Annotated in this window: 25 protein-coding genes; 1 reads left to right on the top strand and 24 read right to left on the bottom strand. The window is 35.8% G+C overall.

Going from position 1 to position 26,642, the window contains the following annotated elements; genetic code table 11:
- Positions 1 to 9: 9 nt before the first annotated feature.
- The 17 genes from ASG31_RS05880 to ASG31_RS05800 form a co-directional block, all read right to left on the bottom strand.
- Positions 10 to 900 carry an NAD-dependent epimerase/dehydratase family protein gene (locus tag ASG31_RS05880; RefSeq protein WP_056029147.1) on the bottom strand — a complete coding sequence of 297 codons (891 nt, stop codon included), beginning with the start codon at positions 898 to 900 and terminating at the stop codon, positions 10 to 12.
- The gene (locus tag ASG31_RS05875; RefSeq protein WP_056029144.1) at positions 897 to 2,108 is read right to left on the bottom strand and encodes a glycosyltransferase family 4 protein; all 1,212 of its coding nucleotides are present in this window, start codon (positions 2,106 to 2,108) and stop codon (positions 897 to 899) included. Before ASG31_RS05875 ends, ASG31_RS05880 begins: the two co-directional genes overlap by 4 nt.
- Positions 2,108 to 2,968, bottom strand: a complete 861-nt coding sequence (locus ASG31_RS05870) for a dTDP-4-dehydrorhamnose reductase family protein (protein WP_056029141.1) — start codon at positions 2,966 to 2,968, stop codon at positions 2,108 to 2,110. Before ASG31_RS05870 ends, ASG31_RS05875 begins: the two co-directional genes overlap by 1 nt.
- Positions 2,953 to 4,074 carry a non-hydrolyzing UDP-N-acetylglucosamine 2-epimerase gene (wecB, locus tag ASG31_RS05865; protein WP_056029138.1) on the bottom strand — a complete coding sequence of 374 codons (1,122 nt, stop codon included), beginning with the start codon at positions 4,072 to 4,074 and terminating at the stop codon, positions 2,953 to 2,955. Before wecB ends, ASG31_RS05870 begins: the two co-directional genes overlap by 16 nt.
- Before the next feature lie 33 nt (positions 4,075 to 4,107).
- The gene (locus ASG31_RS05860) at positions 4,108 to 5,139 is read right to left on the bottom strand and encodes a polysaccharide biosynthesis protein (RefSeq protein WP_056029135.1); all 1,032 of its coding nucleotides are present in this window, start codon (positions 5,137 to 5,139) and stop codon (positions 4,108 to 4,110) included.
- A 2-nt stretch (positions 5,140 to 5,141) separates the two neighbouring features.
- Entirely contained in the window at positions 5,142 to 5,906 is a 765-nt protein-coding gene (locus ASG31_RS05855) for an AglZ/HisF2 family acetamidino modification protein (protein WP_056029132.1), read from the bottom strand.
- 4 nt (positions 5,907 to 5,910) lie between these two features.
- The gene (gene hisH / locus ASG31_RS05850; protein ID WP_056029129.1) at positions 5,911 to 6,525 is read right to left on the bottom strand and encodes an imidazole glycerol phosphate synthase subunit HisH; all 615 of its coding nucleotides are present in this window, start codon (positions 6,523 to 6,525) and stop codon (positions 5,911 to 5,913) included.
- Positions 6,522 to 7,658, bottom strand: coding sequence for an N-acetyl sugar amidotransferase (locus tag ASG31_RS05845; protein ID WP_056029127.1), 1,137 nt, complete (start codon positions 7,656 to 7,658; stop codon positions 6,522 to 6,524). The genes hisH and ASG31_RS05845 overlap by 4 nt, the downstream gene beginning before the upstream one ends.
- Positions 7,659 to 7,698: 40 nt before the next feature.
- Positions 7,699 to 8,715 carry a glycosyltransferase gene (locus ASG31_RS05840; RefSeq protein ID WP_056029125.1) on the bottom strand — a complete coding sequence of 339 codons (1,017 nt, stop codon included), beginning with the start codon at positions 8,713 to 8,715 and terminating at the stop codon, positions 7,699 to 7,701.
- A 66-nt stretch (positions 8,716 to 8,781) separates the two neighbouring features.
- Positions 8,782 to 9,975, bottom strand: a complete 1,194-nt coding sequence (locus ASG31_RS05835) for a hypothetical protein (protein WP_056029123.1) — start codon at positions 9,973 to 9,975, stop codon at positions 8,782 to 8,784.
- Positions 9,965 to 10,738 (bottom strand): glycosyltransferase family 2 protein, encoded by a 774-nt coding sequence (locus tag ASG31_RS05830; protein ID WP_056029121.1) that lies wholly within the window; start codon positions 10,736 to 10,738, stop codon positions 9,965 to 9,967. Before ASG31_RS05830 ends, ASG31_RS05835 begins: the two co-directional genes overlap by 11 nt.
- 118 nt (positions 10,739 to 10,856) lie before the next feature.
- Entirely contained in the window at positions 10,857 to 11,648 is a 792-nt protein-coding gene (locus ASG31_RS05825) for a hypothetical protein (protein WP_056029119.1), read from the bottom strand.
- A 193-nt stretch (positions 11,649 to 11,841) separates the two neighbouring features.
- Positions 11,842 to 13,119: a flippase gene (locus tag ASG31_RS05820; RefSeq protein WP_056029117.1), complete on the bottom strand. Its 1,278-nt coding sequence runs from the start codon at positions 13,117 to 13,119 to the stop codon at positions 11,842 to 11,844.
- A 260-nt stretch (positions 13,120 to 13,379) separates the two neighbouring features.
- Entirely contained in the window at positions 13,380 to 14,372 is a 993-nt protein-coding gene (locus ASG31_RS05815) for a mannose-1-phosphate guanylyltransferase (protein ID WP_056029115.1), read from the bottom strand.
- Positions 14,373 to 14,522: 150 nt separating this feature from the next.
- Complete coding sequence (locus ASG31_RS05810) at positions 14,523 to 15,821, bottom strand: nucleotide sugar dehydrogenase (RefSeq protein ID WP_056029113.1); 1,299 nt, start codon at positions 15,819 to 15,821, stop codon at positions 14,523 to 14,525.
- Positions 15,822 to 15,871: 50 nt separating this feature from the next.
- On the bottom strand, positions 15,872 to 18,238 hold the full coding sequence (locus tag ASG31_RS05805; RefSeq protein WP_056029110.1) for a GumC family protein: 2,367 nt from the start codon (positions 18,236 to 18,238) through the stop codon (positions 15,872 to 15,874).
- Positions 18,239 to 18,346: 108 nt separating this feature from the next.
- On the bottom strand, positions 18,347 to 19,174 hold the full coding sequence (locus ASG31_RS05800) for a polysaccharide biosynthesis/export family protein (RefSeq protein WP_131725507.1): 828 nt from the start codon (positions 19,172 to 19,174) through the stop codon (positions 18,347 to 18,349).
- 404 nt (positions 19,175 to 19,578) lie between these two features.
- Here ASG31_RS05800 and ASG31_RS05795 point away from each other — a divergent pair, with 404 nt between their 5' ends.
- Positions 19,579 to 19,947: a hypothetical protein gene (locus tag ASG31_RS05795; protein WP_056029106.1), complete on the top strand. Its 369-nt coding sequence runs from the start codon at positions 19,579 to 19,581 to the stop codon at positions 19,945 to 19,947.
- Positions 19,948 to 20,144: 197 nt separating this feature from the next.
- Here ASG31_RS05795 and ASG31_RS05790 read toward each other — a convergent pair whose 3' ends face one another.
- From ASG31_RS05790 to ASG31_RS05760, 7 genes are all read right to left on the bottom strand, one after another.
- The gene (locus tag ASG31_RS05790) at positions 20,145 to 20,759 is read right to left on the bottom strand and encodes a DUF3575 domain-containing protein (protein WP_056031295.1); all 615 of its coding nucleotides are present in this window, start codon (positions 20,757 to 20,759) and stop codon (positions 20,145 to 20,147) included.
- 399 nt (positions 20,760 to 21,158) lie between these two features.
- Complete coding sequence (locus ASG31_RS05785; RefSeq protein ID WP_056029104.1) at positions 21,159 to 22,295, bottom strand: DegT/DnrJ/EryC1/StrS family aminotransferase; 1,137 nt, start codon at positions 22,293 to 22,295, stop codon at positions 21,159 to 21,161.
- A gap of 63 nt (positions 22,296 to 22,358) precedes the next feature.
- Positions 22,359 to 22,910 carry a sugar transferase gene (locus ASG31_RS05780; protein WP_056029102.1) on the bottom strand — a complete coding sequence of 184 codons (552 nt, stop codon included), beginning with the start codon at positions 22,908 to 22,910 and terminating at the stop codon, positions 22,359 to 22,361.
- 21 nt (positions 22,911 to 22,931) lie between these two features.
- Positions 22,932 to 23,828 carry an NAD-dependent epimerase/dehydratase family protein gene (locus ASG31_RS05775; RefSeq protein ID WP_185113197.1) on the bottom strand — a complete coding sequence of 299 codons (897 nt, stop codon included), beginning with the start codon at positions 23,826 to 23,828 and terminating at the stop codon, positions 22,932 to 22,934.
- A complete protein-coding gene (locus ASG31_RS05770; RefSeq protein WP_117585820.1) occupies positions 23,825 to 24,871 on the bottom strand; it encodes a lipopolysaccharide biosynthesis protein in 1,047 nt (348 codons plus the stop codon). Before ASG31_RS05770 ends, ASG31_RS05775 begins: the two co-directional genes overlap by 4 nt.
- Before the next feature lie 52 nt (positions 24,872 to 24,923).
- Positions 24,924 to 26,057, bottom strand: coding sequence for an NAD-dependent epimerase/dehydratase family protein (locus ASG31_RS05765; RefSeq protein WP_056029098.1), 1,134 nt, complete (start codon positions 26,055 to 26,057; stop codon positions 24,924 to 24,926).
- Positions 26,058 to 26,066: 9 nt separating this feature from the next.
- Positions 26,067 to 26,642 (bottom strand): DapH/DapD/GlmU-related protein, encoded by a 576-nt coding sequence (locus tag ASG31_RS05760; RefSeq protein WP_056029095.1) that lies wholly within the window; start codon positions 26,640 to 26,642, stop codon positions 26,067 to 26,069.

Here is a 26,642-nt window from a genome sequence, read left to right as displayed (position 1 = left end):
TTAGCTTTTTTACACAAACGTTTTTAACGTGATTTGAAGACCTTCTTTCACTTTAACGGGAAGAGATTCTATACCTAAAGCGTATTTTATCTTTTTATTACTTACAACGTAAGATTCTGTTAATTTTTTTAACCTTTCAGAATTCAAAGGTAGTTTAAATTTATCACCGAAAGCAGCTGTCTTTTCAATAAAATTTCTTGAAATATTCCAAAGTTTTGGTTTTTTGCCTACCACAGAGTTAATTACTTCAATCAGTTCATTCGTAGAAATACTGTCATCGTCTGCAAAATTATAGATGCCTGAAGTAACATTGTTATTTTTAAGCATTTCAAACATTAAATAATTAAGATTATCAATACTCAAAAATGATCTCTGGTTATGAAAAGCAGCCAACGGCCAGGGCAGGCCTTTTTCCACCACTTTATACAGTAAGTTGAGATTGCCCTTATTTCCCGGCCCGTGAATCATACATGGGCGGATAACGAATAGTCTTTTGCCTGCTGGTAAAGTCTTACTCAGAACATAATTTTCTGCCTCCATTTTAGATTTGCCGTAAGGAGTTTTCGGATCTGAAATATGATTTTCATCCAAAATTCCCTCAACGGTATCCGCGGTGGCTTTCACAGAACTGAAATAGAAAAAATCTTTCGCATCAGACTTTATAAACTGATCAAAAAGCTGAATGCTTAAATCTGTATTAATCCTGAAATATTCCTGTTCATCAGAAGTTTTGGCTGTGTCGTGTGCTTTACCTGCAAGATGAATAACTGCACTGGCATCCTGAGGAAAAAGCCAGTTACTCCTGAGAGAAAGCCCGCTTACGTCACATGAATTTTCAGTAAGAAATTCAGATAAATTTTTCCCGACGAAGCCTGTTATTCCTGTGATGGTTATTTTCATACTTTACCTTCTAAAATTAAAATAAGTTTGTCTAAAAGCATTTCCCGTTCAAATTCTTTCCGGTAATATTGTAAGGCATTATTTCCCATTTGTTTTCTTTCGTTTTCTGAAATTTTATAAATTCTGACCGCATTTTCTGCCAGTTCCACTGCATTTTCTGCCGGTGATGCATAGCCCGCATCTGCTTTTTCTACAATCTTTGCCCCTTCCCCATCCAATGATGCTAAAATGGGTTTGCCACAAGCCAGGTAAGACTGAATTTTTGACGGAATGGTAAGAGAAAAAATTTTATCTTTCTTAAGGCTGCAAATCAATACATCGCTTGCCGCAAAAAATCCCGGCATATCTGCGGAAGGATATGCCCCCAGAAAAGTGACAACATCGCTCAGATGGTGCTCATTTACAAACTGCTCGAGCTGTTGGCGTTGCCTTCCATTGCCCAGGAATACCCATTTTATTTCTGAAAAACCTTTCTCTTTTACAATTCTGGCTGCATTAAGAACGGTGAGCAGACTCTGGGCTTCCCCTAAATTCCCTGCAAAGGTGATTCGGAATCCTGAAGGTAATTTTTCTGAAAATTCAGGCTCTGCAGGCATAGGTTTATAAAAATTCTCAGTGGAATTGGGATAAAAAATAATCTTTTCCGGGTCTGTCTTCTGATTGATAATGTAGTCTTTAAAGCCTTGCGACTGCACCAGAACTTTTTCAGCATTTTTGTATATAATCTGAGTAATCTTGTGAAAAAACCCAAGAATATATTTGTTCTGAATTCCCCCTGCTGCTGTAAGACTTTCCGGCCACAAATCCTGAACCCAGAAATAATATGGAATTTTAAGCTTTCTGGAAGCCACAATCGCTGGAATTCCCACTGTGATGGGCGAAGGCTCATAAACAAAGATACAGTCAAAATTTCTTTTTAATTTTTTAGCTTTAAAGCTTCCGAAAAACACGAATGAAAAATAGTTGATCATTAATCTGATCCCGCCACTGCCTCTGGAAAAAATTTTGCTTCTGTGAATTTTAATATCATTCCATACCTCATCTTTATCTTTAAAAAAAGAATAACCTTCAAAAAACTTTCCAGTGGGATAATTGGGAATTGCTGTGAGAACTTCAATGTGATGCCCACGGTCTCTGAGCCCGAGACAGAGATCGTTTATTTTAAAATTCTCAGGCCAGAAATACTGAGAAATGACCAGGATTCTCATTAATAGTTATATAAATTAGCATGTTCTTTCATCCACAGATACTGATCCTCAAGCATTTCTCTGTAATCAGGTACATGGTATGGTAAAACTAATGATTTTTTTAAAGATTTATCTACTTTCTTCCCGTCAAAAGGAACAATATTGATATTCTCTTTTTTCCAAATCTCTTTGAATAAAGAAATCAGATCATACTTATTGATGGGAATTCCGTTTGTAAGATGGGCAATGCCGCGGTGTTTGTTTTCTATAAAAAACTCAACAGCTTTTGCCAGCTCTAAAGTGGTAACACCACTCCAGATTGCAGAAGTATACCCTTTAATTTCGCCATTCTGATTCATCAGCCAATGGAAAAGACCAATGCCGTTTCTGTTCAGCTCAGGCCCTACAATTGAGGTGCGGAGTGTAAGATCTTTACTGTTTTCAATTTCACCTAAAGCTTTGGACTGTGCATAGAAACCTTCACCATCTTTCATATCATTTTCGGCATAGTTACCTTTTTTTCCGTTAAAAACGCAGTCTGTGCTGATGTGAAAAATTCTGGTTTCTGAATCTGCCGTAATCTGCTCTAAAAAATGCGGAAAATAGCTGTTGTACCAAATGGCTTTGGCAGGATGATCTTCAGCATCCTTGTTTAAAATACCGATGCAGTTGATGACGACATCAAAATTACCTGATTTTACTGTTTTTTCTAAAATTTCTGCTTTTGAAACATCTAAGTTGATAAGTTTTTTGTCATCAGAATTATTTCTGGCAATTCCAAAAACATCTAAAGCAGGATTTTGAGACAGGTAACTGTAAATTACGTGACCCGCCATTCCTTTGACTCCTAAAACAAGAATTTTTTTTATTTTTTGTTCCATATTACTTTATCAACGATGGAAGAATAGCTTTGTATAGCCTTGATTACACGATCTGAAGTATTGTTTACACTGTACTCAAATGGGAGTGTGATTTCCGGATCGTGCAGACCTTTTGAAATTTCGATAGCGTTAAGCATCTGATCTTTGGTAATTCCGCCCAGCACAATTGTACCGGCATCAATCGCTTCAGGTCTTTCTGTACTTGTACGGATACTCACTGCAGGAAAACCCATCATTGCTGCTTCTTCACTTATGGTTCCGCTGTCTGAAAGAACGATAAATGATTTGCTCTGTAATTTTACGTAATCAAAGAAGCCAAGCGGTGCTACATTTTTTACCAGTGGATGAAACTGTATCTTATTTTTTTCTATTCTGTTTTTGGTGCGGGGATGTGTGGAAAAGATCACCGGCATCTGATATTTTTCCGCCACTGCGTTAATAGACTCTGCCAGTATTTCAAAATGATTGTCAAGGTCAATATTCTCTTCCCGGTGTGCACTTACCACGATAAAATTATTTTCCTGTAAAGATAAATCTTCAACTACGTTGGAGTTTTCAATTTTATCCGAATATTTGTTTAAAACCTCTCTTAGTGGTGACCCGGTAACAAAAACATGGTCTTTTCTGAAGCCTTCGCTCAGAAGATATCTCCTGCTGTTTTCTGTGTATGTAAGATTAATATCACTGATGTGATCTGAAATCTTTCTGTTGATTTCTTCGGGAACATTCTGGTCAAAACATCTGTTCCCTGCTTCCATGTGGAAGATAGGGATTTTTAATCTTTTAGCTGCGATGGTGCTTAAAACACTGTTTGTATCTCCTAAAACCAAAAGTGCATCCGGCATTTCCTTGGCTAAAATTTCGAATGATTTTGAAATTACATTTCCGATGGTTTCACCCAGGTGGCTACCTGCGACATTCAGAAAATAGTCTGGTTTTCTTAATTCAAGGTCTTCAAAAAAGATTTCGTTAAGTTCATAATCATAGTTTTGGCCTGTATGAATGAGAACGTGATCAAAATACATGTCACATTTTTTTATACATTCTGCCAGTCTTATAATTTCCGGTCTGGTACCCAAAATTGTAGCTACCTTCAGTTTCTTCATTTGTTATATTTTATGCTTTCAACAATCTTTTTTTTAAAACACCTGTGGTTCAGAACTGCTTTGGTTTTTGGATTTAAAAAGATCAAGTTTCATTAATAATCTCTTTACACCTTCCACATTTTCCCTTTTTGTGTTATGAGAGTTGTAATCTTCCAGTGGTGTCTCTATTCTGAGACCTTCGGAAAAATATTTTGCGTAGTTTAAATCTCTGTTGTCTGAGGGAATTCTGTAAAAATCACCCATATCTTCAGCATTCATCATTTCTTCACGGGTACAAAGTGTTTCATAGAGTTTTTCGCCATGTCTGGTACCAATAATTTTCACTCTATTTTGTGCATTCTTCAGTTCCAGAACTGCCTGTGCGAGATCACCAATTGTTGCTGCGGGAGCTTTATTTACAAACAGGTCACCGGCATTTCCGTTTTCAAATGCGAATAGCACCAGCTCTACAGCCTCATCCAGAGACATTAAAAAACGGGTCATTTCCGGATCGGTGATCGTAATATCTTCATTATTCTCAATTTGGGAAAGAAATAATGGAATTACAGAACCTCGTGACGCCATTACATTCCCGTATCTTGTTAAGCAAACTACAGTATCTTTCAGATTTCTGGCTTCAGCTACCGCAACTTTTTCCATCATTGCTTTTGAAATTCCCATGGCATTAATGGGATAAGCTGCTTTGTCTGTAGACAGGCAGATCACTTTTTTCACTCCGTTTGAGGAAGCTGCCCTGATTACATTCTGAGTGCCTTCCACATTTGTTTTTACTGCCTGCATGGGAAAAAACTCGCATGACGGAACCTGCTTCAATGCTGCAGCGTGAAAAACATAGTCTACATCCTTCATTGCATAATCCAGACTGTTGCAATCCCGTACATCGCCAATAAAATATTTGATTTTATCATTTTTGTAGAAATTCCGCATATCATCCTGTTTTTTCTCATCTCTGGAAAAAATACGAATCTCTTTGAAATGATCAGTAGACAAAAATCTGTTAAGCACCGCAGTTCCGAAAGATCCGGTACCACCGGTAATCAGCAATATTTTATTAGTAATCTGCATGTTTAATATTTGAATAATTTATTTTTTTCTTCCTGCGACGGATAGTTGATGAGTACAGCTTTTTTTGTATCACAGTATACAAAAAGGCTTCCTGCGGCTATCCCCACATTTCCGTGTTTATTTATTACTTTTTTTATATCATCTGAACTGCCAGCTCCACCCAGAAAAGTGAGTGGAAGATCAGTTGCTTTCCGAACTTTTTCCAATAAATCCTGGTCATAGCCCTGCATTGTTCCGTCTCTATCGATAGAATTGATGATAATTTCACCCACTCCTGTTTTTTCTGCCCGTGAAATTACTGAGATTATGCTTTCTTCAATCTTAACATTCCCGTTGTGCACAAAAACAGTATATCCGGCTTCGCTATTTTTCTTTAAGTCTAAAACCAAAACTACACTTTGTGAGCCTAAAGTTCTGACCATTTCTGCAACAGCATCTACATCCTCAAAAAATAATGAAGAGAGTGCTATTTTTTCTACTCCCAGTTCAAGTATTTTGTGAGCTGTGATTACTGATTTTATGCCTCCACCGTAGCAAACAGGCATTCGCGACTGTCTGGCTATTTTTCCGATGAGTTTAAAATCGGGTTCCGTATTTTTTACCGAAGCATCAATATCAAATATTACAATTTCATCAGCTTCTTTTTCATTAAAAATACGCACTGCATTGAGCGGATCGCCAATATATTTTTCATTCTTAAAGTTCACTGTTTTTACAAGACCTTTCTCTCGTATCAGTAAACTCGGAATTATTCTTGGTCTAATCATTTAACTACAGTTTCGCAAAGTTAAACAATAATTTTTCTCCGCGGGAATGACTTTTTTCTGGATGAAACTGAGTGCCATAAATATTCTCATGATGCACTGCTGAAGCGAATTCTCCGGCAAAGTCTGAAACTCCCAAAACCTTATCTTTCTGGTAACAATCCAAATAATAGGAGTGCAGAAAGTAGAAAAGACTGTTGTTTTCTACATCATCCAGCAGAACGCTTTTTTTTGTAAAACAGACTTCATTCCAGCCCATGTGCGGCAGCTTACTTTGATGCGGAACTTTAGCTGCATCAATTTTTTTCACCTGTCCTTTTATCCATCCCAGACCTTTGGATTTCCCTTCGTCACTGGCATCTGCCATCAGCTGCATTCCCAGACACACACCCAGAACGGGAACTTTTTTTTCGAGAACCAAATGATTCAGCCCATCTTTCATTCCTGAATTTTCAAGATTTCCCATAGCAAAGTCAAAGCTTCCTACTCCCGGTAAAATAAGCTTCTCTGCATCTTTTAAATCTTCAATATTTCTGGCAGTTTTTACAGAAATCTGCAGCTTTTCATATATATTTACAAAAGCTCGGATGTTTCCTATGCCATAATCAACTACTGTAATCATCTGAAAAGTCTCTTTTCTAAACCTAAACCTTTGAGCACTTTTGCTCCCAGGCCTATAAAGTTTCTTTTGTTTTTATAATCTCTGAAGGTTTTATTTTTACCATTAAAAATGTGCTGTAATTCCTGTACTGATAAATCTAATTTGTGGGCAACGTATTCAAATTCATTGGCGACATCAGGTTCTGATATTTCCGGAATCTTCAAACGCTCGAGTGCTTCTGTGCGGCTCATTTGCCCTGTGAGAATAAGACTGGAAAAATGAACTTTCCTTCTGTCAAAACCAAATTTCCTCGGAAGCCAATAGTCTTCAAAAAATCTTGTAAATACCGACTCGTGGTGTTTATGCCCAAATTTTTCCCATCCAAATTTACTTCCGAGAGTATTTTCTGCTTCTTCTTTCAAAAACCGGATATGATTGAGCGGATTGAATATATGCATTCCCACAAAATATTTGTAAAAAATTTTGTATTCCAGAATATCGATTACAGGAAATTTTTTAAGCTCCTTTTTCCCGAATTTTCTGTGGATATCGGTAATCAATCTCTTGTCTATTCCTGCGTACGCTCCCCAGTCTTCCGGTTCTTTGCAGCATTCTGTAGAGAAGTTGGCACCTGTAAGAATATATTTGATATTATTTTTTCTTGCATATTTATAAAGTGCCGAAAAAAATGCAATATCCTGTGGCAGATCCTGATCCGGAATCTGAGATTTCAGAAATGCGAGCTGCAGATCTTTCATTTCTTCCCAATCGATCACTTCTGTATACAGATCAATCTTTAAACCTTTGACTAATTTTTCTATATTGGATACCGCCTGACTGGTATTCCAGCCGGCGTCTACGTGAAATGCCAACGGATTGAGGCCCATTACTTCCTTTGCAATGTACAGCATATATGAACTGTCTAATCCCCCGCTGATCCCTATAATACAGTCATAGCTGTTATTTTTCCTGCTTTTTCTGATTTTTTCTGCAACCTTCATGATGTAATCTTTACTGCCAGCGCCATAATTCCAGGAAGGGAGAATATTTTCTTCAAAATTGGTAACGTAATCGCTTTCACCTTTTTCGTTGAAAACAATTTTAGGATCCGTATCATCCATTACGGTTCGGGAACAAATCTTTGGGCTGTGCATTAATCGTGAGGGCTAAACATTCTCAATTTAATAATTTTTTTTACAGTGTTTTTAATAATTTTTCAATTTCATTTTCTGTCTTACTCAATGAGGGCTGAAGAGTGGTTTTGAGCGATAAAGATAATGTTTTTGCAATAGAATCTTCATCTAAAGGGTTAAATGTTAAAGAAGGTTTACATACTGCATACAAATACGGCAGATCTGCGCCAATCACCTTACAGCCGCAGTCTATAGCTTCTAAAATAGCAAGACCGAAGCTTTCTGCCAGTGATGGATACACCAGAAATTCTGATGCACTGTAAACTTCTGCCAGTTTTTCTCTTTCTACAAAACCCAGATTTACAATAGGATATCCCAGGTTTTGTTTTTCCTGAATTAAACTGATCAGATTTTGGTACACTGGATCGACGGTTACGGTGAGTTTCCCTCTTTTTTCATTATCAAAAAATTTACAGAATGCATTGATGAGTCTGAGGTGGTTTTTATGGGGCACCGCATTGCTCACAAAAACAAAGCTGTCTTTTTCTCTCACCATTATTCTTTCTTTCCTAAAGGGTGGATAAAAGGGCATCAACATCAGTTTATCTTCAGCAACATTAAATTTATTTCTGAAATTTCTGGAGATTGTTTCTGTCTGCAGCATCCAAAAATCACTGTTTTTACAAAGAAATCTGAGAACAGTCTGTTTTAAGAAAAATAAAAATCTAAACTTTAATGAAGAATCTTTCGGAACTTTAATGTATAAATCAGACTGTAGGTAGGTGAAAACTTTAGCCTTAAGCTTTACACTTGGCGGTAAATCACCAAAACACAGTACAGAAGCAAATCTGTCTTTATGCTTGAGGTAAAAAAGATGTCTTTTGTACAGTGAGCCTTCCAAAAAATAGACTTCATTTGCGGTATTCTGTAGAAAGTCTACATTCCCTTCTACCCTTTTGTCTAAGAGATAAATGCATTTTCTCCCGGATTTTTCGAGTTCCAGCAAAAGATAGTCCAGCAGAATTTTGCCTCCGCTGTCGTTGATGTAGATTGCGTCTATGAGCAGTTTATTTTCCATACCAAAAATTCTGGATTTTATATTTATGCAAAATGTAGTTTTTCGTTATTTTACAGTGAAAGCCTGTTACAGTTCCTTTGATATATGCATTTCTGAATCAGATTTTCTAAGCATCAACACTGCCATAAAAAGAAATATAGAAGCCGAAAAATAACCTATACCACGAAAGAAAAATTCAGAAAATACCGTTATTATACTTGCAAAAAATAATGCTTCGTGAGAACTGATTACTGTTTTGGATATTTTTCTGTACCGGTTCCATTGTTTTAAAAGGTAGTAAATGAACATAACAGACAGTAAAACCCCTACAATTCCCAGTTCTGCTATCACTTTTGCAGCAGTGAAACCTCCATCCTGTGAATTCAGTTCAAGGCCATTCATTTTGGCTTTCATATAATCTCCAATATCTGTTCGGAGGGGTACATGCCCCAACTGCTGAAAACCAATGCCCCAACCTTTGGTGACCTTCAATCCTTCATCTATCAGCTGAAAACCTTTTACGTAAACCAATGTAGAGAGATTGTTGGTCTTGTGCATGTTTGTAAAATCAACACGTTCAGAAAAATAATCTAAATCTGAAAAAAAGAAGAGCCCCACACTGCTGAGAATCAAAATCGGGATTACATAAATGTTGTAAACAAATACAGAGATGATAATCATAGTTACCAATAACGTCATGTTTTTGATAACTAATGCAACCAATACGCCTGTGAAAATAAGCAGCAGTCTTTTCATTCTACTTTTACTGACGATGATCAGATAAGCGATCACGGGACCAAAAAACAATGCAAGATGCGATGGTTCTGAATATGGGAAAATAGGTTTTGCGTAACGGGTTGGAGCCACATTGACAATTAAAGAAAGGATAATTAAAAAGATATAGACATAAAAAATCCTGGTAATCATCCTGGTTAAAAAATCTTTAGGTAACTGTGGGAGGACATTACTAAAGTTGAAGGCGCCTACCAAAAGTATCATCAGCATCAATATTGATGAGAGATTTCTGCCTAAATTATAGCCTTTAAAAAAAAATACGGCAGCCAAAAAAGAATGAATAAGTATGAAACTTAAGGATAATGTGAGAATTGAAAAAAACTTTCTGGTGATGAATACCTTTTTTTCGTACAGGTAATATACAATATTAAAAAGCAGAACAATTCCTACAGTAGAGAGCGTATAGGAATCAAAACGGAAATATGCAAATACCGGAGGTAAAAACCAAAGTATTACAAAAAAAAAGCTGAATATTCTACTTGGCATTTGTAATTTTTTTCTTTAATAAAAATAATCTGTAAAGGTGCTTTCCGAATATAAAAAATCTTAAGCTGTCGTACAAATAATAAAAATCTACAGTACCTGCGGCACCGTTTTTTTTTCTGATAACAGATAATTCTCTCAGATGTTTTTTTGAAAGTGCGCCACTCACTCCTCCAATACGGAAATTGCTTATAATTTTTTCAATTTTTATAAATGTTACTCCTTTCATGAAACAGCGCAGGGTGAAATCCCAGTCTGCAGCAACCTTATAATCTAAAGAGAACACACCATATTTTTCATACACTTCATTATTTACAAACAGTGATGGATGGCTCACAACCATACCTCTTTTCAGCTTATCAAGATGCTGCACAGGCGGTGACACAAAGGTTTTACCATCTTCATCAATACTTCTCATGGCGCCATAGTAATTTACCATACCTGGCTGGTAATGACGCGCTATGTGCTCAACAGCATCATTTTCATAATAATCGTCTGCATTGATCAGCCCGATTACTTTACCTTTTGCAAGAGCAATTCCTTTATTCATAGCATCATAGATTCCTTTATCTTTCTCGCTGATGACATGGGCAATCCTGTCTTTATAATCATCTATAATATCTAAAGTTTTATCTGTGCTTTTTCCGTCTACTATTATATACTCTATATTTTTGTAAGTCTGATTAAGAACACTTTCTATCGTCTGCCTGATGGTATTTTCACCGTTATAAACAACAGTAATTATAGATATTAATGGGGTTTTCATCTTCTTTCTGTAATAATTATTAAATCAGTTAAGAATTAACTGTAAAAATTTCAATTATATCCTGGCTTCAAATTTAAAGGTATCAAAACACATCGTAAAACCGAAAATACGTTTTATTCTATTTAATAGCATTTTTAACAAGCGTGATACAATTGATTATCATGTTTTTAAAAGTACCTGACTGTATGTTGTGCAGTCCAAAAAAATTAAAAGTTTTCTCCATAAATAATTTTATACCTGATAAATCATATTGATCTCCGGTTGATCCGGAATAACCCGAAATATCCGGGAAAGTATTGAAAGACCTGCTCTCTATTGAGTTGTTAATCAATACCTGAAAGAAAATAACTTCCAGATATTTCTTTTCCATGTCTTTCACGTTTTGATGTGCATTGATAAAATACTTAAGATATGTGTTCCTGTTTATTTTATAAAACACTGTACTTACGTAGGAATACTCAGCTCCGTACATTTTTCCTGAATGATAAATAAATCTGTTGTCATCATTATGCAGATTGATCTCATTAAAATTTTTCACAATAAGTCTTCCCGTGAGCTTACAGAAAGATTCATATTCATACAGCAGTTCACTTTTTTTAAATATGTACTGCATGATTTCACCTTCGCCATATCCTTTACCATAATCAACAACAGACTGCACATCGCCTAAAAATGATAAAATTTCAAGTTTTTTGTTATTTTCTTCTGCTAACTTCTTTATATCACTGTAGTCATAGATATAATTGGTATTATCACAAAAAATAACAGCACTTACATTTTTGTAATTTTTTACAGCGTAGGTAAGAGCGTCTAAATATTGCTGAAGTCTCACATCTGTATCTTTGATATTCAGACTGTAAATATCATTTCTCCTGATTTCTATTGCAGCGGTAATAATCAGCAAGCTCATGAGAGAATGTTTTTAATTTTTGATTGACGGAAAACCTCTACAATTTCTACAGTTATCATACTAATTACCTACTTATTAAACTTTTTGATGTTCATAGATTTTTTTACCAAAACAATTTAGAATTTCCACATTTTTCAGTTCAAATCTTTTTTTCTGCCTAATTTTGCCTTATTTAAAATATTTTTGATCTTTTTTAAAACAGATTATTTTCTCCTGAGAGCTTATTTTTAAAAACTTCAGTTTTCATAAACTTCAGTAAAAGAAAAAATATCAATACCTCAGTAAGAACTGCGCACAATACTGCACCTATTTCTTCAAGATAATAAACCATTGGAGTAATGCAAACCAAACTGAACAGGCAACCAAAGAAAACAATTTTTAAGAGCTGACTCTTAAAGCCAAAAGTTATAAATATATTGACAGCGATAAGCCCGTTAATAATCGAGAACAACGGCAAAAGACATGAGTATTTTAAGACATCTACCGATTTATTAAAATCACCATTTTTAAAAACCAGCACTATAATCTCACCTGCAAAAAAATAAAGCAGAAATCCTATCACAACACAGATCACAGACATTACCCTGATCATTTGTATGCTGAAAGAAAAACTTTTTAGTTTGGATTCCAGATAATACGCATTCACTCTGGGAAATACCACCTGCGTGGTGGAAGATAAAAGGCCGATGACAGCGCGAACAATCTTGTCTCCCGCAGAGTATATGCCTACTGCACCATTGCCAATAATTAATCCTAAAATTACAGTATTTGTAGTAGTATATAAATTTGTAGACAGGCTGGTGGCAAAAATATGCCATCCATCATGAATCTGTTTCAGAGCTTCTTTCAGAGTGGGTTTTGCAAAAGAAACAAGTTTCAGTTTAAATACAATAATCAGGCTCAGTAACGAAGATGCCATAGTAGCCATTACCTGAATAAGTAAAGCCAGAACATAATCATCTGAAGTCTTCACAATTAAAACCGTCACAAAGCACATCACAATTTTTGGAATTGTGTTAACAAGAACCAAAGCACCCATTTTTTCTAAACCCTGGAACAGCCACAAAGGCAAAAAAACAGATGATAAAACACTTACAAAACTTATGAGATATAATATATTTTCAGAGCGAAATTTACTGAAGGAAAAAATAATAATGATGAAAATCAGACAGCTGATTCCCAGCAGGAGCATCTTTGCAAATAAAGTATTCCAAAAAATTCTGCTTATTTTATCTTTCTTATTAAAAGAATCTGAAACATTTTTAGTGGAAGAAACATTGAAGCCGAAGTCTGTAAGTAAAACGAAGTATGCAACAAAAGCCTGGGCAAACATTATTTTTCCAAAATTTTCTGCCCCCAAAATTCTACCCAGATACGGAAACAAAAACAGAGGAATAATATAGTTAGCAATTTGTAAAATAAACAGATATGAAAAATTCTGCCTTAAAATTTTGTCTTTTAAAAATTCCAATATATACTTTGGTTTTTATTTTTAATGAAAAATAAATATGCTCACAGACTGCATTTCAAATCACCTTCCTGAGCTTAGTCTGAAAATAAACTCTGGCTGCCAACCAACTTTTTTCATCATTTGAATAATCTCCAATCTGTCTCTGAAATCCTTTGAAAATTGATTTGTTCGTCAAAAAGCGAATCTTTTTTTCTCTTAATCAGTTCCCTGTGCTCAGTTTATTTTATATAGAAGATCTCCAGATTGAAAATTCACAGCATTTACCTTAAAGTAGACTGATATTTCTCCAGCTGGCTGTAAATCTTTTTTACATCCTGAGATTTTTCTTTCTGTAAAACCAGTAAAGCATCCGGTGTGTGCACAAAAATGCAGTTTTTCATTCCTACAAAGGCTGTGAAAATTTCCGTACCAATTACCATATTTCCGTTTTCATCTGTGGGATGACCCGTCGTGCGAAGATAGTCGTACAGAGATTCAAAAGAGCCCAAGTCATTCCATCTGAAATTGGCAGGAACCACCTTGATCTGTCTGGAACGCTCCATCACAGCATAATCGATGCTGATTGAAGGGATCTGCTTACACGATTCTTCATCCAGCAGATTGTTTTCAGATTTTTCCCAGGCTTCCAGAGATTTTTCATAGACTTCCGGCTGGTATTTCTTCAGTTCTTCTAAGAGTACACCTGCTTTAAAGCAGAACATTCCTGAGTTCCACAAAAATGTGCCTTTATCTAAAAATTCCTGGGCAGTATCCGTATTCGGTTTTTCTCTGAATGAAAGCACATCTTTACCTTCATATTCTATATATCCGTATCCCGTTTCAGGCTTGGTAGGCACTACGCCAAAGGTCACTACGAAATCTCTTTTTGCCAGCTCTACAGCTTCCAGCAAAGACTTTTCGTAAGCCTCCTGATTCTGAATCAGATGATCTGAAGGGGTAATAATCAATACATCATCCGGCTGTACTGCCAAAGCGGCAAATCCTATTGCTGCAGCCGTATTCCTTGCGATGGTTTCGGTAACAAATGTTTTGGGAAGATCGATGTCTTTCAGTAAATCTCTGCTCCACTCGATGTGATCAGAATTCCCCACTACCATCAGTTCATCCACTACTTTTTTATTTCTTTCAGCGGTTAATTCAAACAAAGATTTTCCTTCAAAAACTTTGAGAAACTGCTTGGGATGATTTTTTCTTGAAAGGGGCCAAAGCCTGCTTCCTACCCCTCCTGACAATATTACGTTGTATATTTTCATGCTCTATCAAAATATTTACTTTTTACATTTTGAGTTTATTATAAAACATCTCTTCTGCAAAAAGTTTAGGTCTTTTTTCTAAAAATCTGGTGTTTTTTTATGGTACAAATATAGGATTACATTGTCAGGTTTTATTAACCTAAAGTTTTTTTACAGTCTTCTGTCTGCAATTTCTTTACTTAAACTACCTTTTACATCGTAAATAATACCGTTTTCTGTAAGAAGACCTTTAAGGTCTAAATCCTGAAATTCATTGTGAGAAACTGTAAGAATGATAGCGTCATATTTTTCAGAACTGCTTATTTTAGAGATAAGACTGATTCCATACTCTTTAGAAACCTCCTGATGATCTGCCCAGGGATCGTAGGTATGAACATCAAATCCATACTCTTCCAGATTTGCAATCACGTCGATTACTTTAGAGTTTCTGATGTCGGGACAATTTTCTTTAAAAGTAATGCCTAAATTCAAAATCTTAGCTCCTTTTATTTTAATATCCTTCTGTATCATTAATTTGATAACCTGCGATGCTACAAAAGAGCCCATAGAATCGTTCAGTCTTCTTGCACTTAAAATAAGTTCAGAATAGTATCCAATCTCCTGCGCCTTCTGAGCCAGATAAAAAGGATCCACACCGATGCAGTGACCGCCTACCAAGCCTGGTTTAAATTTCAGAAAATTCCATTTCGTTCCTGCAGCTTCCAAAACGTCGTGGGTATCAATATTCATCAGCGAGAATATTTTTGCAAGCTCGTTCATAAAGGCAATGTTTACATCACGCTGTGAGTTTTCAATCACTTTAGAGGCTTCTGCCACTTTGATGGTGGGAGCGAGATGAGTACCCGCAGTAATCACAGATTTGTATAAATCATCAACAATTTTTCCGATTTCTGGCGTAGAACCAGATGTCACCTTCAATATTTTTTCTACTGTATGAAGTTTGTCGCCGGGATTAATTCTTTCCGGTGAATAGCCTGCGAAGAAATCCTCATTAAACTGAAGTCCTGAAGTTTTCTCTAAAACAGGAACGCATTCCTCTTCTGTCACTCCAGGATATACGGTAGATTCGTAAATTACGATGTCGCCTTTTTTCAAAACTTTCCCTACAGTTTCTGAAGATTTGTACAGTGGCGTAAGATCTGGTCTGTTGTGCTTATCAACCGGTGTGGGAACCGTGATGATGTAAACGGTAGCCTCAGAAATATCTTTGATATCAGAACTGCAGAGCAATCCTTCAGTTTCGCTTTGAAAAGGATTTATTTTTGTTAAAACAGCATTGAGAAGAGCCTCCTCTATCTCTAAAGTTGAATCTCTGCCGTTATTAAGTTCCGAAACTCTTTCTTGGTTGATATCAAAACCTACGACAGCATATTTTGTCGCTAGAAGTCTTGCAAGAGGTAGACCCACGTAGCCAAGACCAATGACTGCAATTTTATGATTTATACTCATTTTTATGTAGTTCTGTATTTATAAAATGTTACAGAACTTATATCATTCTATTAATTTCTGAACCAGTCTCTCCAGGTTCTTTTTTGTTTTGCACCGTAACCGTAGCCATACTTATTTCCATAGCCACTGTTTTTCTTGTTTACATCATTGAGAACAAATGCAACATTTTTTATTTTCTTCTGTTCGATCTGCTCATTGGCGAAACTGATAAGCTCTCTTTCTGTGTAATTGGAACGGGTAACATACACCGTCATATCTGCTACATCTGCAATCAGGAATGAATCTGTAACGAGCATCAGTGGTGCTGTATCCAGAATAATGTAATCGTAATCTGGCTTCAAAGACTCTATCAGTTCTTCATATCTTCCGTTTGACAGTAATTCTGTAGGATTTGGTGTGATAGCTCCTGAGTAAATGACGTCACAGTAAGGATTAAAAGTAGTTTGGTGAATAATTGATTCTTTAACCATTGTTTCATCATACATAAATTCAGAAAGACCTGTAAGTCCTTTTCTTGAATCATTATACCTCTGCAACTGCGGGTTTCTGATATCAGAACCAATGATAATTACTTTTTTTCTCGGCGTAGCCAGAGTAAGCGCAAGATTTACTGACGCAAAAGTCTTCCCTTCTCCTTTCACGGTTGAAGTGACAAAAACCACATTGCCTTTCTTATTTTTCGGCAACATAAAATTAATGTTGGTAATTAAAATTCTGAAAGCCTCTGCCATGGGTGAAAGATCATTGAGCTGTACAAGTTCCGGCTCTCCTTTGATAAGAGTGGGAAGTTCACCAATTACAGGTTTCCCGGCTGTAAGCTTTTCCAGATCGTGTTTAGAAAGTACTTTATCATTTAACAGATCATTGATGTAAATAAACAGAAAAGGAATGATAAGACCTAAAAACAAAGCTCCCAGATAAATTATTTCTCTCTTTGGCGAAACTGGTCCGGGTGAGGTAAGTGCATCATCAACAATTCGTGCTTTTGGTGCTGCGATAGCAAGTGAAATTGCCGCTTCTTCTCTTTTCTGAAGCAACAGAAGGTACAGCTCCTCCTTAATCGTTTGCTGCCTTTCAATACTTCTGAACAGTTTTTCCTGTACCGGAACTCTGGAAATCTTACCAGATAATCTGTTCTGCTCACCTAAAATAGCACTCCTTTTGATTTGCAGTGCCACACGGCTTTTATTTAAACTTTCAGAAATGGAAGAACGCAAGCCAGAAATCTGTTTCGTAACATCCTGAACTACTGGGTTTAGTGTAGTAGAACCTTCCAGGAGTCTGTTTCTTTCAGCGATCAGCTGATTGTATGTTCCTATTTCAGCTGATGTTTTGGAATCTTCCAAACCAACATTCAGGGGCAGTATCTGGTACGATCCCTGTTTATTGAGATAATTTGAAAGACTATTAACAAGTTCCAGCTGAGATTCAGTTTCCAGCTGAGTCTGTCTTGTATCTACAGCAGCTTTAAGAGAAAGCTCTGCTTCTGAAGTAATATCTGTAATATTATTCTTCTCTTTAAAATCTTCTTTTTGATTTTCAACTCTTCCCAGCTCTTCTCCTATAAGCTTCACTCTGCCATCGATAAACTCTGCAGTCTTCTGAGCTTCTGAATTTTTATCTAAAATAGCTTCCCTGTTATAGTTTACAGCAAGCCTGTTCAGTATATCCTCTGCTTTTCTGGGTACAGGATAATTCATTACAATTTTTAAAACTGTAGCTTCATCTTTCACAAGTTCTACAGTAAGCATGTTTAAAAGATCACGGGTTCTGTTGATTGCAGAGGAGAAAGCGAGGCGGTAGGTAGATCCATTCCAGTATTTTACATCAAACCTCGGATTTTTCTGAAACATAATAACCCCGAAAGGCATTTTTAATGTTTTATTAAAATCTGTGACAATATTTTTTTTAAAATCTTCACATTCAAGAATAATCTTCCCATTTTCTACCCTCGCAATTACTTCTTTGGAAGGATATGATCCGTTTTCCTTTTCACTGATGACACGCACAATAAAAGGTGCCTGATTGTGATAGAGCTCATATTCTTTTATCTTTCCCTGAGAAAAAATGTTCGTCTCAAGACTAAGCTCTTTCACAATAGACATCATCAGCTTTTTAGACTTGAGAATTTCAATTTCGTTATCTACGGAATTGGTTCCCATACTCCCTATACCTCCGATTTCTGAAATTACAGACATTTCCGGTGCTCCAGCGGAAGATTTTTTAACCTCCTTTATAAGCAGTGTCGCTTCAGTTTCATAAACAGGCATGCTGTATCTGAGATAAAACCACGCGATAATCACTGTAATAATAACTCCCAAAACAAACCAATACCATTTGAAAAGGTAAGGTTTCAGAATTTCTCTTAAATTGATCGAATCTTTTTGGGTATGTTGAGGCAAATTATTTTGATCCACTCTTTATGTTTAATATTTAGACTTTAATTTTTTCATACGCTGATTGGCCACTTTACACATTCTGACCTGCATATCCCAAGCGCAAAAAAGCATTGACTTTATCACTGTTTATCTTCTTGTTAAAGAAATGATACCGATAACCAGCGAGGCTACGACTGATGATACCGAGATATATAAACCTAAATTTGGGTCTACCCTGGCTGCTTTCTCTCTGTTGGCGTTCGGCTGAACGTAGATAATATCATTTTGTTTGAGGTAAAAATACGGAGAATTAATGAAATCTGATTTGGTAAGATCAATTCTGTTTTTCGTAATTTCACCGTCTACATTTCTGATAAGCAAAACATTCGTTCTGATGCCATACGGGGTAGTATCTCCTGCCAGTGCCAGTGCTGATAAAATACTTGTACTGCCGTCGGGAATTACATAGGTACCCGGCCTTGCAACCTCTCCTGCAAAAGACACCTTAAAATTTGTAAGTTTTACGTCTACGATAGGATCTTTGATGTATTTACTGAGCAGGTCTGTCATTTTATCCCTGAATGTTTCGATATTTTCCTGTCTTACGCTGATTTTACCAATCTGAGGAAATGTAATGTTGTAATCTGTATCTACTAAATAGGTTGGTCCTGAAACAGGAAGCTGCTGCGGCAAGCTGTTTGAGCTGGGAGCAGAATACTGAGTCACTGTAGCAGATGAAGAATAGTTTTGGTTGAATGGCTTCACTGCATCCAGATCGCGCGCAGAAATATTCACTACCAACTGATCGCCAGGCTGCAAAGTACTGCGGCTGTTTTTTACAGCATTATCCAATGTTACATTGTCTATATCAGTCATGTAATTGATCTCCTGCTTTGCTGTGCATGATGCCGTCACAACAGCTGCAAAACCATAGATAAAGAATTTTTTACCAATCATTCTGTTTAAAATTTTCACAAAAATAGGATTATTATTTATAAATTAAAATCTGAGGCTTAAATTAACTGTTAATATTATTACACAGGAAATAAAACAGTGCCTGTCTCTTAATTTTGAACCAAATAGAAACCGTGCAAAAATATTAATAAATAACTTTTGATTTGTATTAACATTTAAAAATCATATTTCAATAGCAGTCAAACTTTGAATATATTCATACTAATCTCAGGAATTTTAAACTATCAGGACTTTCAGGCTGTGAAATCCTGCGGAATTTAGTATATTTATGACTTGAAACAGCTATACAGTAAACTCCCTGAAAAAGGATATGCAGAACATGACTGAAAGTCAGCGGATTTTGCGGATAACAAATCTTATGACAGGCATAGCATTTGTAAGTTGACTTATATATTGAAATTTTTATGGAATACAAACTCGAACTCAACACTGAAGGATCAACACATAATATCGTTTTTCATAATCTAATCTTCAGTACGTTCAAAATTAATATTATCGAGCGTTATCATGAAAATCAAAATGCTCCTTTAAAACTGCTTGAAACCATTATCAAAGTCCGGACTTTGGATAATATACTAATCAAAGGCAAAACAGGAAACGGGCGCGTAATCCTCAGAGACAGAAAATTTACAGAGTACGCACGGCTGAGTAAATCGCTGCGCTCATACGAATACAGAAGAAGACTGGTTAATCCGAAAGAAGTTGAGCAGAATTACATCGATTTTCTGCTTTTGATTCTGATCGCAAATTATGACATCAATTCTATATTGTAGTTTTTCCGGTCAAAATATTCTGTCAATAGATAATTCGTTTAAAGTTTCAATTTTACTCTAAATCACGGTAATTCAATTATGGATTTTCATCAGACTGTCTGAATTCTTTTCAAATTTGTCTGAAAACGAGGCAGCAATTTTCCCCCATTAAAGTCATTTAACCGGAAGAATTGAGACAGAAACTGAAAAACTGCAGTTTACAGTTTGTAGGTGAGCATCAATCCTCCTCTTGTTGGGATGATTTCACCACTTTTGTTCCAGCCGTGTGGCTGATCGTACCTTTGATTATTGTCTTTGAAATAACCTTTATACAGACCTTGTGATGAGCCGATCCCGGCAAAAATATCCAAACCTAATTTTTGGTTGATTATAAAGTGATATCCTCCGCTGATTCCGAATATGAAAGAATATCCTTTTTGATAGCGACTGGTTACGCGTGTGGAGCCATCTGCAAGAATTTCCGGTTGATCATTTTCATCCAGAACCACCATATCGTTCCAGTAGTTCCATTTTTGAAGATTAAAATTTGCCACCGAGAAATAAGCACCTACATACCATTTTTTCATGGATTCTGTAAAGTAATACCTACCCTCCAAAGTTGCCATATAGATCTGCAGATGTCTTCCGGAAACAGATTTCCATGGGGAGATAAAAAGTTCTTCCTGTACGGTAATATGTTTGGTTAATTTCTGTTCAGACGCTGCATTTACAACTCCAACCGGGAGAAATAAAGTATTGACTTTCACTTCCGTCTGGGCTTTCAGGAATACCGAATGAATAATGATGATGAAGATTGCTAATTTGTTTTTCATTGATGTTTTTAATCCTGATGTCATGCAATTTTATTAAATGATCAACAACTGTTACAGAACGGCGTATACTGAAAATTGTGGAAAACTATATTATCTCACTTACTTTTAAAGATGTGGGAAAAGACATATACAATTTTCCTCAATAGTAGACTTATCCTTTTAAATACTTTATTTTTCAATAAGAGTCTCTTTAAATCTGATGAAAATTAATTCCGCCAGTCCCAAATCATGTAATTTTAATGAATTTCTGTAGCTTTTTTACTCTCTTTAAATTTGAGGAAAAGAAAAAAGTTAATAAAAATCTGTTTTTAAAACATTTTGACAAGGCTCTAATAACCGTCACGCTATACCTTAGTTCGCTGGGGTTGCAGCACAACTTAGCAAGAAAAAACTTAACTTCTATATTTCAAAAAATGTTCTGATTACCTTTTCAATTCGGTTTCGCTCCTCATCGTTCAGGTTAGACCCTGAGGGCAAACACAAACCGTTTTCAAATAAGGTTTCAGATACTTTTCCCCCATAAAAAGGTGAATCCTGGAAAACCGGCTGCAAATGCATAGGCTTCCATAGCGGACGGGATTCTATGTGATCTTCAAGGAATGCCAGACGAAGCCCTTCCCTGTTTTTCCCGGCAACAGTTTCATCAATTTCGATGACAGATAACCAATGATTGGAAAAATAATCTTCTGAAGGTTCAGAAAAGACCACCACTCCATCAATATCTTTGAAGATGTCTACGTAAAAATCATGCATTTTTCTGCGCGCTTCCACTCTGTCATTCAGAACTTCCATCTGTCCGCGGCCAATTCCTGCTACAATGTTGCTCATGCGGTAATTGTACCCAATCTGCGAATGTTGGTAATGAGGAGCATTATCTCTCGCCTGAGTGGAAAGGAACACCGCTTTGTCTTTATCTTCCTGCGAATGACAAACCAAGGCTCCTCCACCCGAAGTCGTAATGATTTTATTTCCATTAAAAGATAAAATACCGAAGCGTCCGAAGGTACCGCATGGTTTTCCTTTGTAAAGTGAACCTAATGCCTCAGCTGCGTCTTCAATAACAGCAATTTCATATTTCCCTGCAATTGAAATGATCTGATCCATTTTTGCAGGCATTCCATAAAGATGAACTACGATTATCGCTTTTGGTTTTTTACCTTTTGAGATTCTGTCTGAAATCGCTTCTTCCAAAGCTACCGGACACATATTCCAAGTTTCTTTTTCTGAGTCTATGAAAATTGGAGTTGCACCGCAGTAAGTAATTGGGTTTGCAGAAGCGCAAAAACTGAAAGTGGATGTTATCACTTCATCACCAGCAAGTACACCCAGCATTATCAATGATAGATGTATTGCAGAAGTTGCAGAATTTAAAGCACAAATTCTAACATCATTTTTTAAAAATAGTGAAAGTGATTGTTCAAATTCATCAATATTTTCCCCCATAGAAGTCACCCAGTTCTTTTCTAAGGCATCTTCAATGAAAGAAATTTCATTGCCTGACATGTGAGGTGGAGAAAGCCAAATTTTATTCTTCATCAACAGTGTAGATTGAAAATCAAAAATAAGGAATAAATATTTATAGCTTAAAAAAAGAAAAAACTATTTTTTTATTCTGTCTCCCTGACCTTTTCCTCCTACTGTTGAAAATATATAGCTAAAATAATCTGATATCGTTAAACTTTTAAGCATCTCTGCATCTTTCTCTGCCAATTCAACCGGCGTAGACATGTCAATCTCATTGATCTGTGCTAAACCTGTAATTCCTGGTACTGCATTGTACACGCCTCTTTTATCTCTTTGCTCAATCAGTTCAGTTTGATTATACAAATTGGGTCTTGGGCCTACAAGGCTCATATCTCCAAGTAAAACATTCACAAGCTGAGGCAATTCATCAAGCTTAGATTTACGAAGGAAACTTCCGAATTTTGTGATTGTGATATCTTTAGAAAGATGGGTAGCAACAGATTTTGTGTTTACGGGCATTGTACGAAATTTCAAAAGCTTAAAAGGTTTTTTAAAACGTCCTACTCTTTCCTGTACAAAGATCGGGGATCCTGTATCGAATAAGCCGATAATATACAAGATTACGCCAACAGGCCACAAAAAAAGAAGTCCGACGAATGAAAAAAGAAAATCAAATATGCGTATCATATGCGTAGTTCAAATATTAAATTATTTTGTTTTAAAACTTTTGATGGTTTTTAAAAGACCTTCTTCTGCAGAAAGGGGAAGTTTTTCAATTTCCAGTGCAGATTTTATTTTTCGGTTGCTTACCTCGTAAGATTCCGTCAGCTTTTTAAGTCTTTCCGAATTTAACGGAAGTTTCAATTTATCTCCCAGAATTGCAGTTTTCTCGATTAAATGCTTTGAAATTTTCCAAAGTCTTGATTTTTTATCGAGAGCCTTATTGACAGTTTTAATCAGATCGTTAGTAGAAAGACCATTGTCGTCGGCAAAGTTATAGATTCCGGATGGTAAATCTTCATTAACCAACATCTGACCTATCAAAAAATTGAGATTATCAATACTTAAAAATGATCGATTATTCTCAAAAGCCGCCAGTGGCCATGGAATTCCCTTTTCAACAATTTTATAAAGAATATTAAGATTTCCTTTATTTCCGGGACCATGAATCATACATGGGCGAATGATGAAGAGTCTTTTATTTTCAGGTAATTTTCGTGATCGTAAATAGTTTTCTGCCTCTAATTTTGATTTCCCGTAAGGAGTTTTTGGATCTGAGTTGTGATTTTCATCTAAAACTCCATCGACAGAATCTGCCGTTGCTTTCACAGAACTGAAATAGAAAAAATCTCTACAATCAGAACTTAAAAAATCGTCAAAAAGCTGAATGGTTAAATCTGTGTTTACTTTAAAATAATCTTCTGCTGCAGAAGTATTTGCCGTATCGTGAGCCTTGCCTGCAAGGTGAATGACGGCATCGGTATTCTTATCTAAAATCCAGGAATTTCTTAACGATAATGATTGAACTGTGTGATTTTCACTCTCCAAGTATGTTAAAAGGTTTTGTCCGACAAAACCGCTGGATCCTGTGATTGTGATTTTCATAATGAATTCATTATTTTTTTCCAGTCATTTTTTTCGTCTTTCAGAAAAATATCTGAAAGCCAGCCTTCGATAGAAGTTCTGAAGTATAAATCTGTATCAATTGGCTGATAATCTGATTGAAAAAACGAAACATCTAGTTGAATATCATTTCTGTCTATCACATAAAAGTTGGCCGGATTATAAAACGGATATTTTTTAACTTCCGAATTAGTGGTAATTAGTTTTTTTCCTGCGCCAATTGCCTCAAAAGTTCTCATTGTAAGACCCTTTTGTCCAGGATGGTTAATATCCAAAATTACATTTGAGTTCTGATAAAGTGCAACAATCTCATCGGTAGAAAGGCTTTTGAAGCTAAGTTTTTTATAATCAAATTCTTTGAAACTTTTGTCGAGTGTTTTTTGATATAAATATACAGCTTTGCTGTGCATATAGTAATAAGTAAATGTCTTGAGGCCATTCTCTTCACACCAATCTGAAACTTTCGTACTAATGAGATAACGGTCAGAATGTGCTGTTCCTAAAAATAACAAATCAAACTTTGGTTTTGATATCTGCTCTTCTTTTATGTTTTTGTATTTGTCTAAATAAAACAACGGCCTGAAACCAATATTGAATTTTTCGGCGTCTTCTCTGTCAAACGTAAATCTCTTGTCAAAATACTGCAAGATAGTTGTAGGATGAGTATGATTAGTAAAAGAATCCCAGGTAAAAAAAATCATTTCGCAACATGGTTGTTGTTTTCTGAATTCTTTTAAAAAATATTCGGTTACAACTTCGCCCCGATTAACAAAAAGGAAATCGTAGGTTTCACCTTTTATTGTCTCTAAAATGCCCTGATAATAACTGTCAATTTTTTTTTTGTAAATATCTCTTTTCAAACGAATAATTCCTTTTGTAAAGTTACTGTTCGAAGGCCTTTCATCATAGTAGGTAACGATTGCTCCATTTTCTTCCATTTTATTTTTAATCTCTTTTTCGAGGTTAAAAGTCTGTACAGAGAAAAAAAGTATTTTTTTTCCTGATATTTTATCTTTAAGAATCACGTTTTTTCCAATTTAATTTAATCTGATCAAGTTACGATAGTTTATGCAAAAATTATTTGTATAAACCTTTAGCCTTCATCTCATCAATAGATTTTTGATATTTATCTTCCTGCACTTCCTGAGTGTTTACCCAATCTGTAAATTGTTGAAGGCCTTCTTCAAAACTAAATTTTGGTGAAAATCCCAGTGCAGAATTGATTTTTGTAAGATCAGCAAAATTATGACGGATATCACCCAATCTGTAGTTGCCAGAAATGGTAATAGGAACTTCAACCCCGTAGTTTTTAGATAATGACTTGGCAACTGTGATGACGTCTGTTGCGATGCCCGTACCAACATTAAAAACCTGATTATTGGCTTCTTCCTTTTCCAATCCTAAAATTGTAGCATCTACAACATCATCAATGAATACAAAGTCACGACTCTCTTTCCCGTCTTCAAAAATATTGATCCCGTTTCCGTTTTTGATCTGAGTAGAGAATATCGAGAGAATTCCCGTATATGGATTTTTAAGTGACTGTCCCGGTCCGTAAACATTCTGATAACGAAATGCTACGCCCGCAATGCCAATTGTCGGACAAACTGTAAGAACCATTTGTTCCTGATTTTGCTTGGTAATTCCGTACACAGATGATGGATGAATTTTGGAATCTTCATCGGTTGCAACTAATGTAAGTTCAGATGCACCTGCATAATTGGGTTCAAAATCACCTTTGTCCATATCATCTGCAACTCTGTGTTTGGGATAAACAGCTCCTAATTCTGTGCTGATGTATTTTCCTTCCCCATAAATGGAGCGAGATGATGCCACCACTACTTTTTTCACATTATATTCGCCATTTACCAGCAAATCAAGCATTAATGAAGTTCCGTTTACATTCACATCCACATATTTCTGTACTTCATACATCGATTGCCCGGTTCCTGTTTCAGCGGCGTAATGTACGATAGCATCCTGACCGTCTAAAGCTTTTTTCCAATCTTCGATGTTGGTAACGGTACCTTCGATGAATTTTACTTTATCTTTGATGCTTAAAAATAAAGGTGATGTTTCTTTTGGATTTTCACCATGAATCTGTGGTGAAAGATTATCTAAAACGGTAACTGTATAGCCTTTAGTAATTAATTTTAAAGCCAAATTGGAACCGATAAAGCCGGCTCCTCCGGTAATAAGTATGTTTTTCATTAAGTTTATTTAAATATTTAAGAATGACCCGTCAGCATTTGTTTTTTCCCACTTTAAGGTTTCTACATTGTATCGTTTAACTACTCGAGCAGGTATGCCAACAATAACGGAATAGTCAGGAAAGATCCCACGAACAACAGAACTTGCTCCCACAACACAATGGTTTCCTAACACTGTTCCTGCCTGAATTGCAACTCCAAATCCAAGAAAACAGTTCGAACCAATTTTTGTTTCTTTGATAATCATTGGCTGATCTAAAATATGGACATTTATTTCAGTATATTCATGATCTATATTGGTCACAAATACATTTCCTGAGATTGTTGTATTCTTGCCCACAGTTAAGTTACCTGCTGATGTTATATGAAAATTTTGTCCTATTGAAACATCTTCTTCAATAACTATTGTCCCATTTTTATGAGTTTCAATCCTTACGCCTGGCATAATTCTAACTCTTTTATGAATTGAAACACTACGTAAACCATATGTGAATATTGGAACACCAATATGCGATGGAAAACTAAACTTTTTAAAGAATGGCGCATAGCATAACGCTACTACTCCCCAATAAATTTTATATAACAT

Origin of the sequence: Chryseobacterium sp. Leaf404 (assembly GCF_001424145.1) — a bacterium.
Taxonomy (GTDB): Bacteria; Bacteroidota; Bacteroidia; order Flavobacteriales; family Weeksellaceae; genus Chryseobacterium.
The sequence above is the reverse complement of the archived record's forward strand: the minus strand, read 5'-3'. Positions and strand labels throughout refer to the sequence as shown.

Excerpts from the sequence above, each read along its gene's own strand:
- ASG31_RS05815 (WP_056029115.1), bottom strand. The coding sequence starts at position 14,372 with ATGAAAATATACAACGTAATATTGTCAGGAGGGGTAGGAAGCAGGCTT.
- ASG31_RS05875 (WP_056029144.1), bottom strand. The coding sequence starts at position 2,108 with ATGAGAATCCTGGTCATTTCTCAGTATTTCTGGCCTGAGAATTTTAAA.
- wecB (WP_056029138.1), bottom strand. The coding sequence starts at position 4,074 with ATGAAGAAACTGAAGGTAGCTACAATTTTGGGTACCAGACCGGAAATT.
- ASG31_RS05825 (WP_056029119.1), bottom strand. The coding sequence starts at position 11,648 with ATGAGCTTGCTGATTATTACCGCTGCAATAGAAATCAGGAGAAATGAT.
- ASG31_RS05810 (WP_056029113.1), bottom strand. The coding sequence starts at position 15,821 with ATGAGTATAAATCATAAAATTGCAGTCATTGGTCTTGGCTACGTGGGT.
- ASG31_RS05855 (WP_056029132.1), bottom strand. The coding sequence starts at position 5,906 with ATGATTAGACCAAGAATAATTCCGAGTTTACTGATACGAGAGAAAGGT.
- ASG31_RS05775 (WP_185113197.1), bottom strand. The coding sequence starts at position 23,828 with ATGAAAATCACAATCACAGGATCCAGCGGTTTTGTCGGACAAAACCTT.
- ASG31_RS05795 (WP_056029106.1), top strand. The coding sequence starts at position 19,579 with ATGGAATACAAACTCGAACTCAACACTGAAGGATCAACACATAATATC.
- ASG31_RS05830 (WP_056029121.1), bottom strand. The coding sequence starts at position 10,738 with ATGAAAACCCCATTAATATCTATAATTACTGTTGTTTATAACGGTGAA.
- ASG31_RS05765 (WP_056029098.1), bottom strand. The coding sequence starts at position 26,057 with ATGAAAAACATACTTATTACCGGAGGAGCCGGCTTTATCGGTTCCAAT.
- ASG31_RS05840 (WP_056029125.1), bottom strand. The coding sequence starts at position 8,715 with ATGGAAAATAAACTGCTCATAGACGCAATCTACATCAACGACAGCGGA.
- ASG31_RS05785 (WP_056029104.1), bottom strand. The coding sequence starts at position 22,295 with ATGAAGAATAAAATTTGGCTTTCTCCACCTCACATGTCAGGCAATGAA.
- hisH (WP_056029129.1), bottom strand. The coding sequence starts at position 6,525 with ATGATTACAGTAGTTGATTATGGCATAGGAAACATCCGAGCTTTTGTA.
- ASG31_RS05880 (WP_056029147.1), bottom strand. The coding sequence starts at position 900 with ATGAAAATAACCATCACAGGAATAACAGGCTTCGTCGGGAAAAATTTA.
- ASG31_RS05760 (WP_056029095.1), bottom strand. The coding sequence starts at position 26,642 with ATGTTATATAAAATTTATTGGGGAGTAGTAGCGTTATGCTATGCGCCA.
- ASG31_RS05835 (WP_056029123.1), bottom strand. The coding sequence starts at position 9,975 with ATGCCAAGTAGAATATTCAGCTTTTTTTTTGTAATACTTTGGTTTTTA.
- ASG31_RS05780 (WP_056029102.1), bottom strand. The coding sequence starts at position 22,910 with ATGATACGCATATTTGATTTTCTTTTTTCATTCGTCGGACTTCTTTTT.
- ASG31_RS05790 (WP_056031295.1), bottom strand. The coding sequence starts at position 20,759 with ATGAAAAACAAATTAGCAATCTTCATCATCATTATTCATTCGGTATTC.
- ASG31_RS05845 (WP_056029127.1), bottom strand. The coding sequence starts at position 7,658 with ATGCACAGCCCAAAGATTTGTTCCCGAACCGTAATGGATGATACGGAT.
- ASG31_RS05860 (WP_056029135.1), bottom strand. The coding sequence starts at position 5,139 with ATGCAGATTACTAATAAAATATTGCTGATTACCGGTGGTACCGGATCT.
- ASG31_RS05870 (WP_056029141.1), bottom strand. The coding sequence starts at position 2,968 with ATGGAACAAAAAATAAAAAAAATTCTTGTTTTAGGAGTCAAAGGAATG.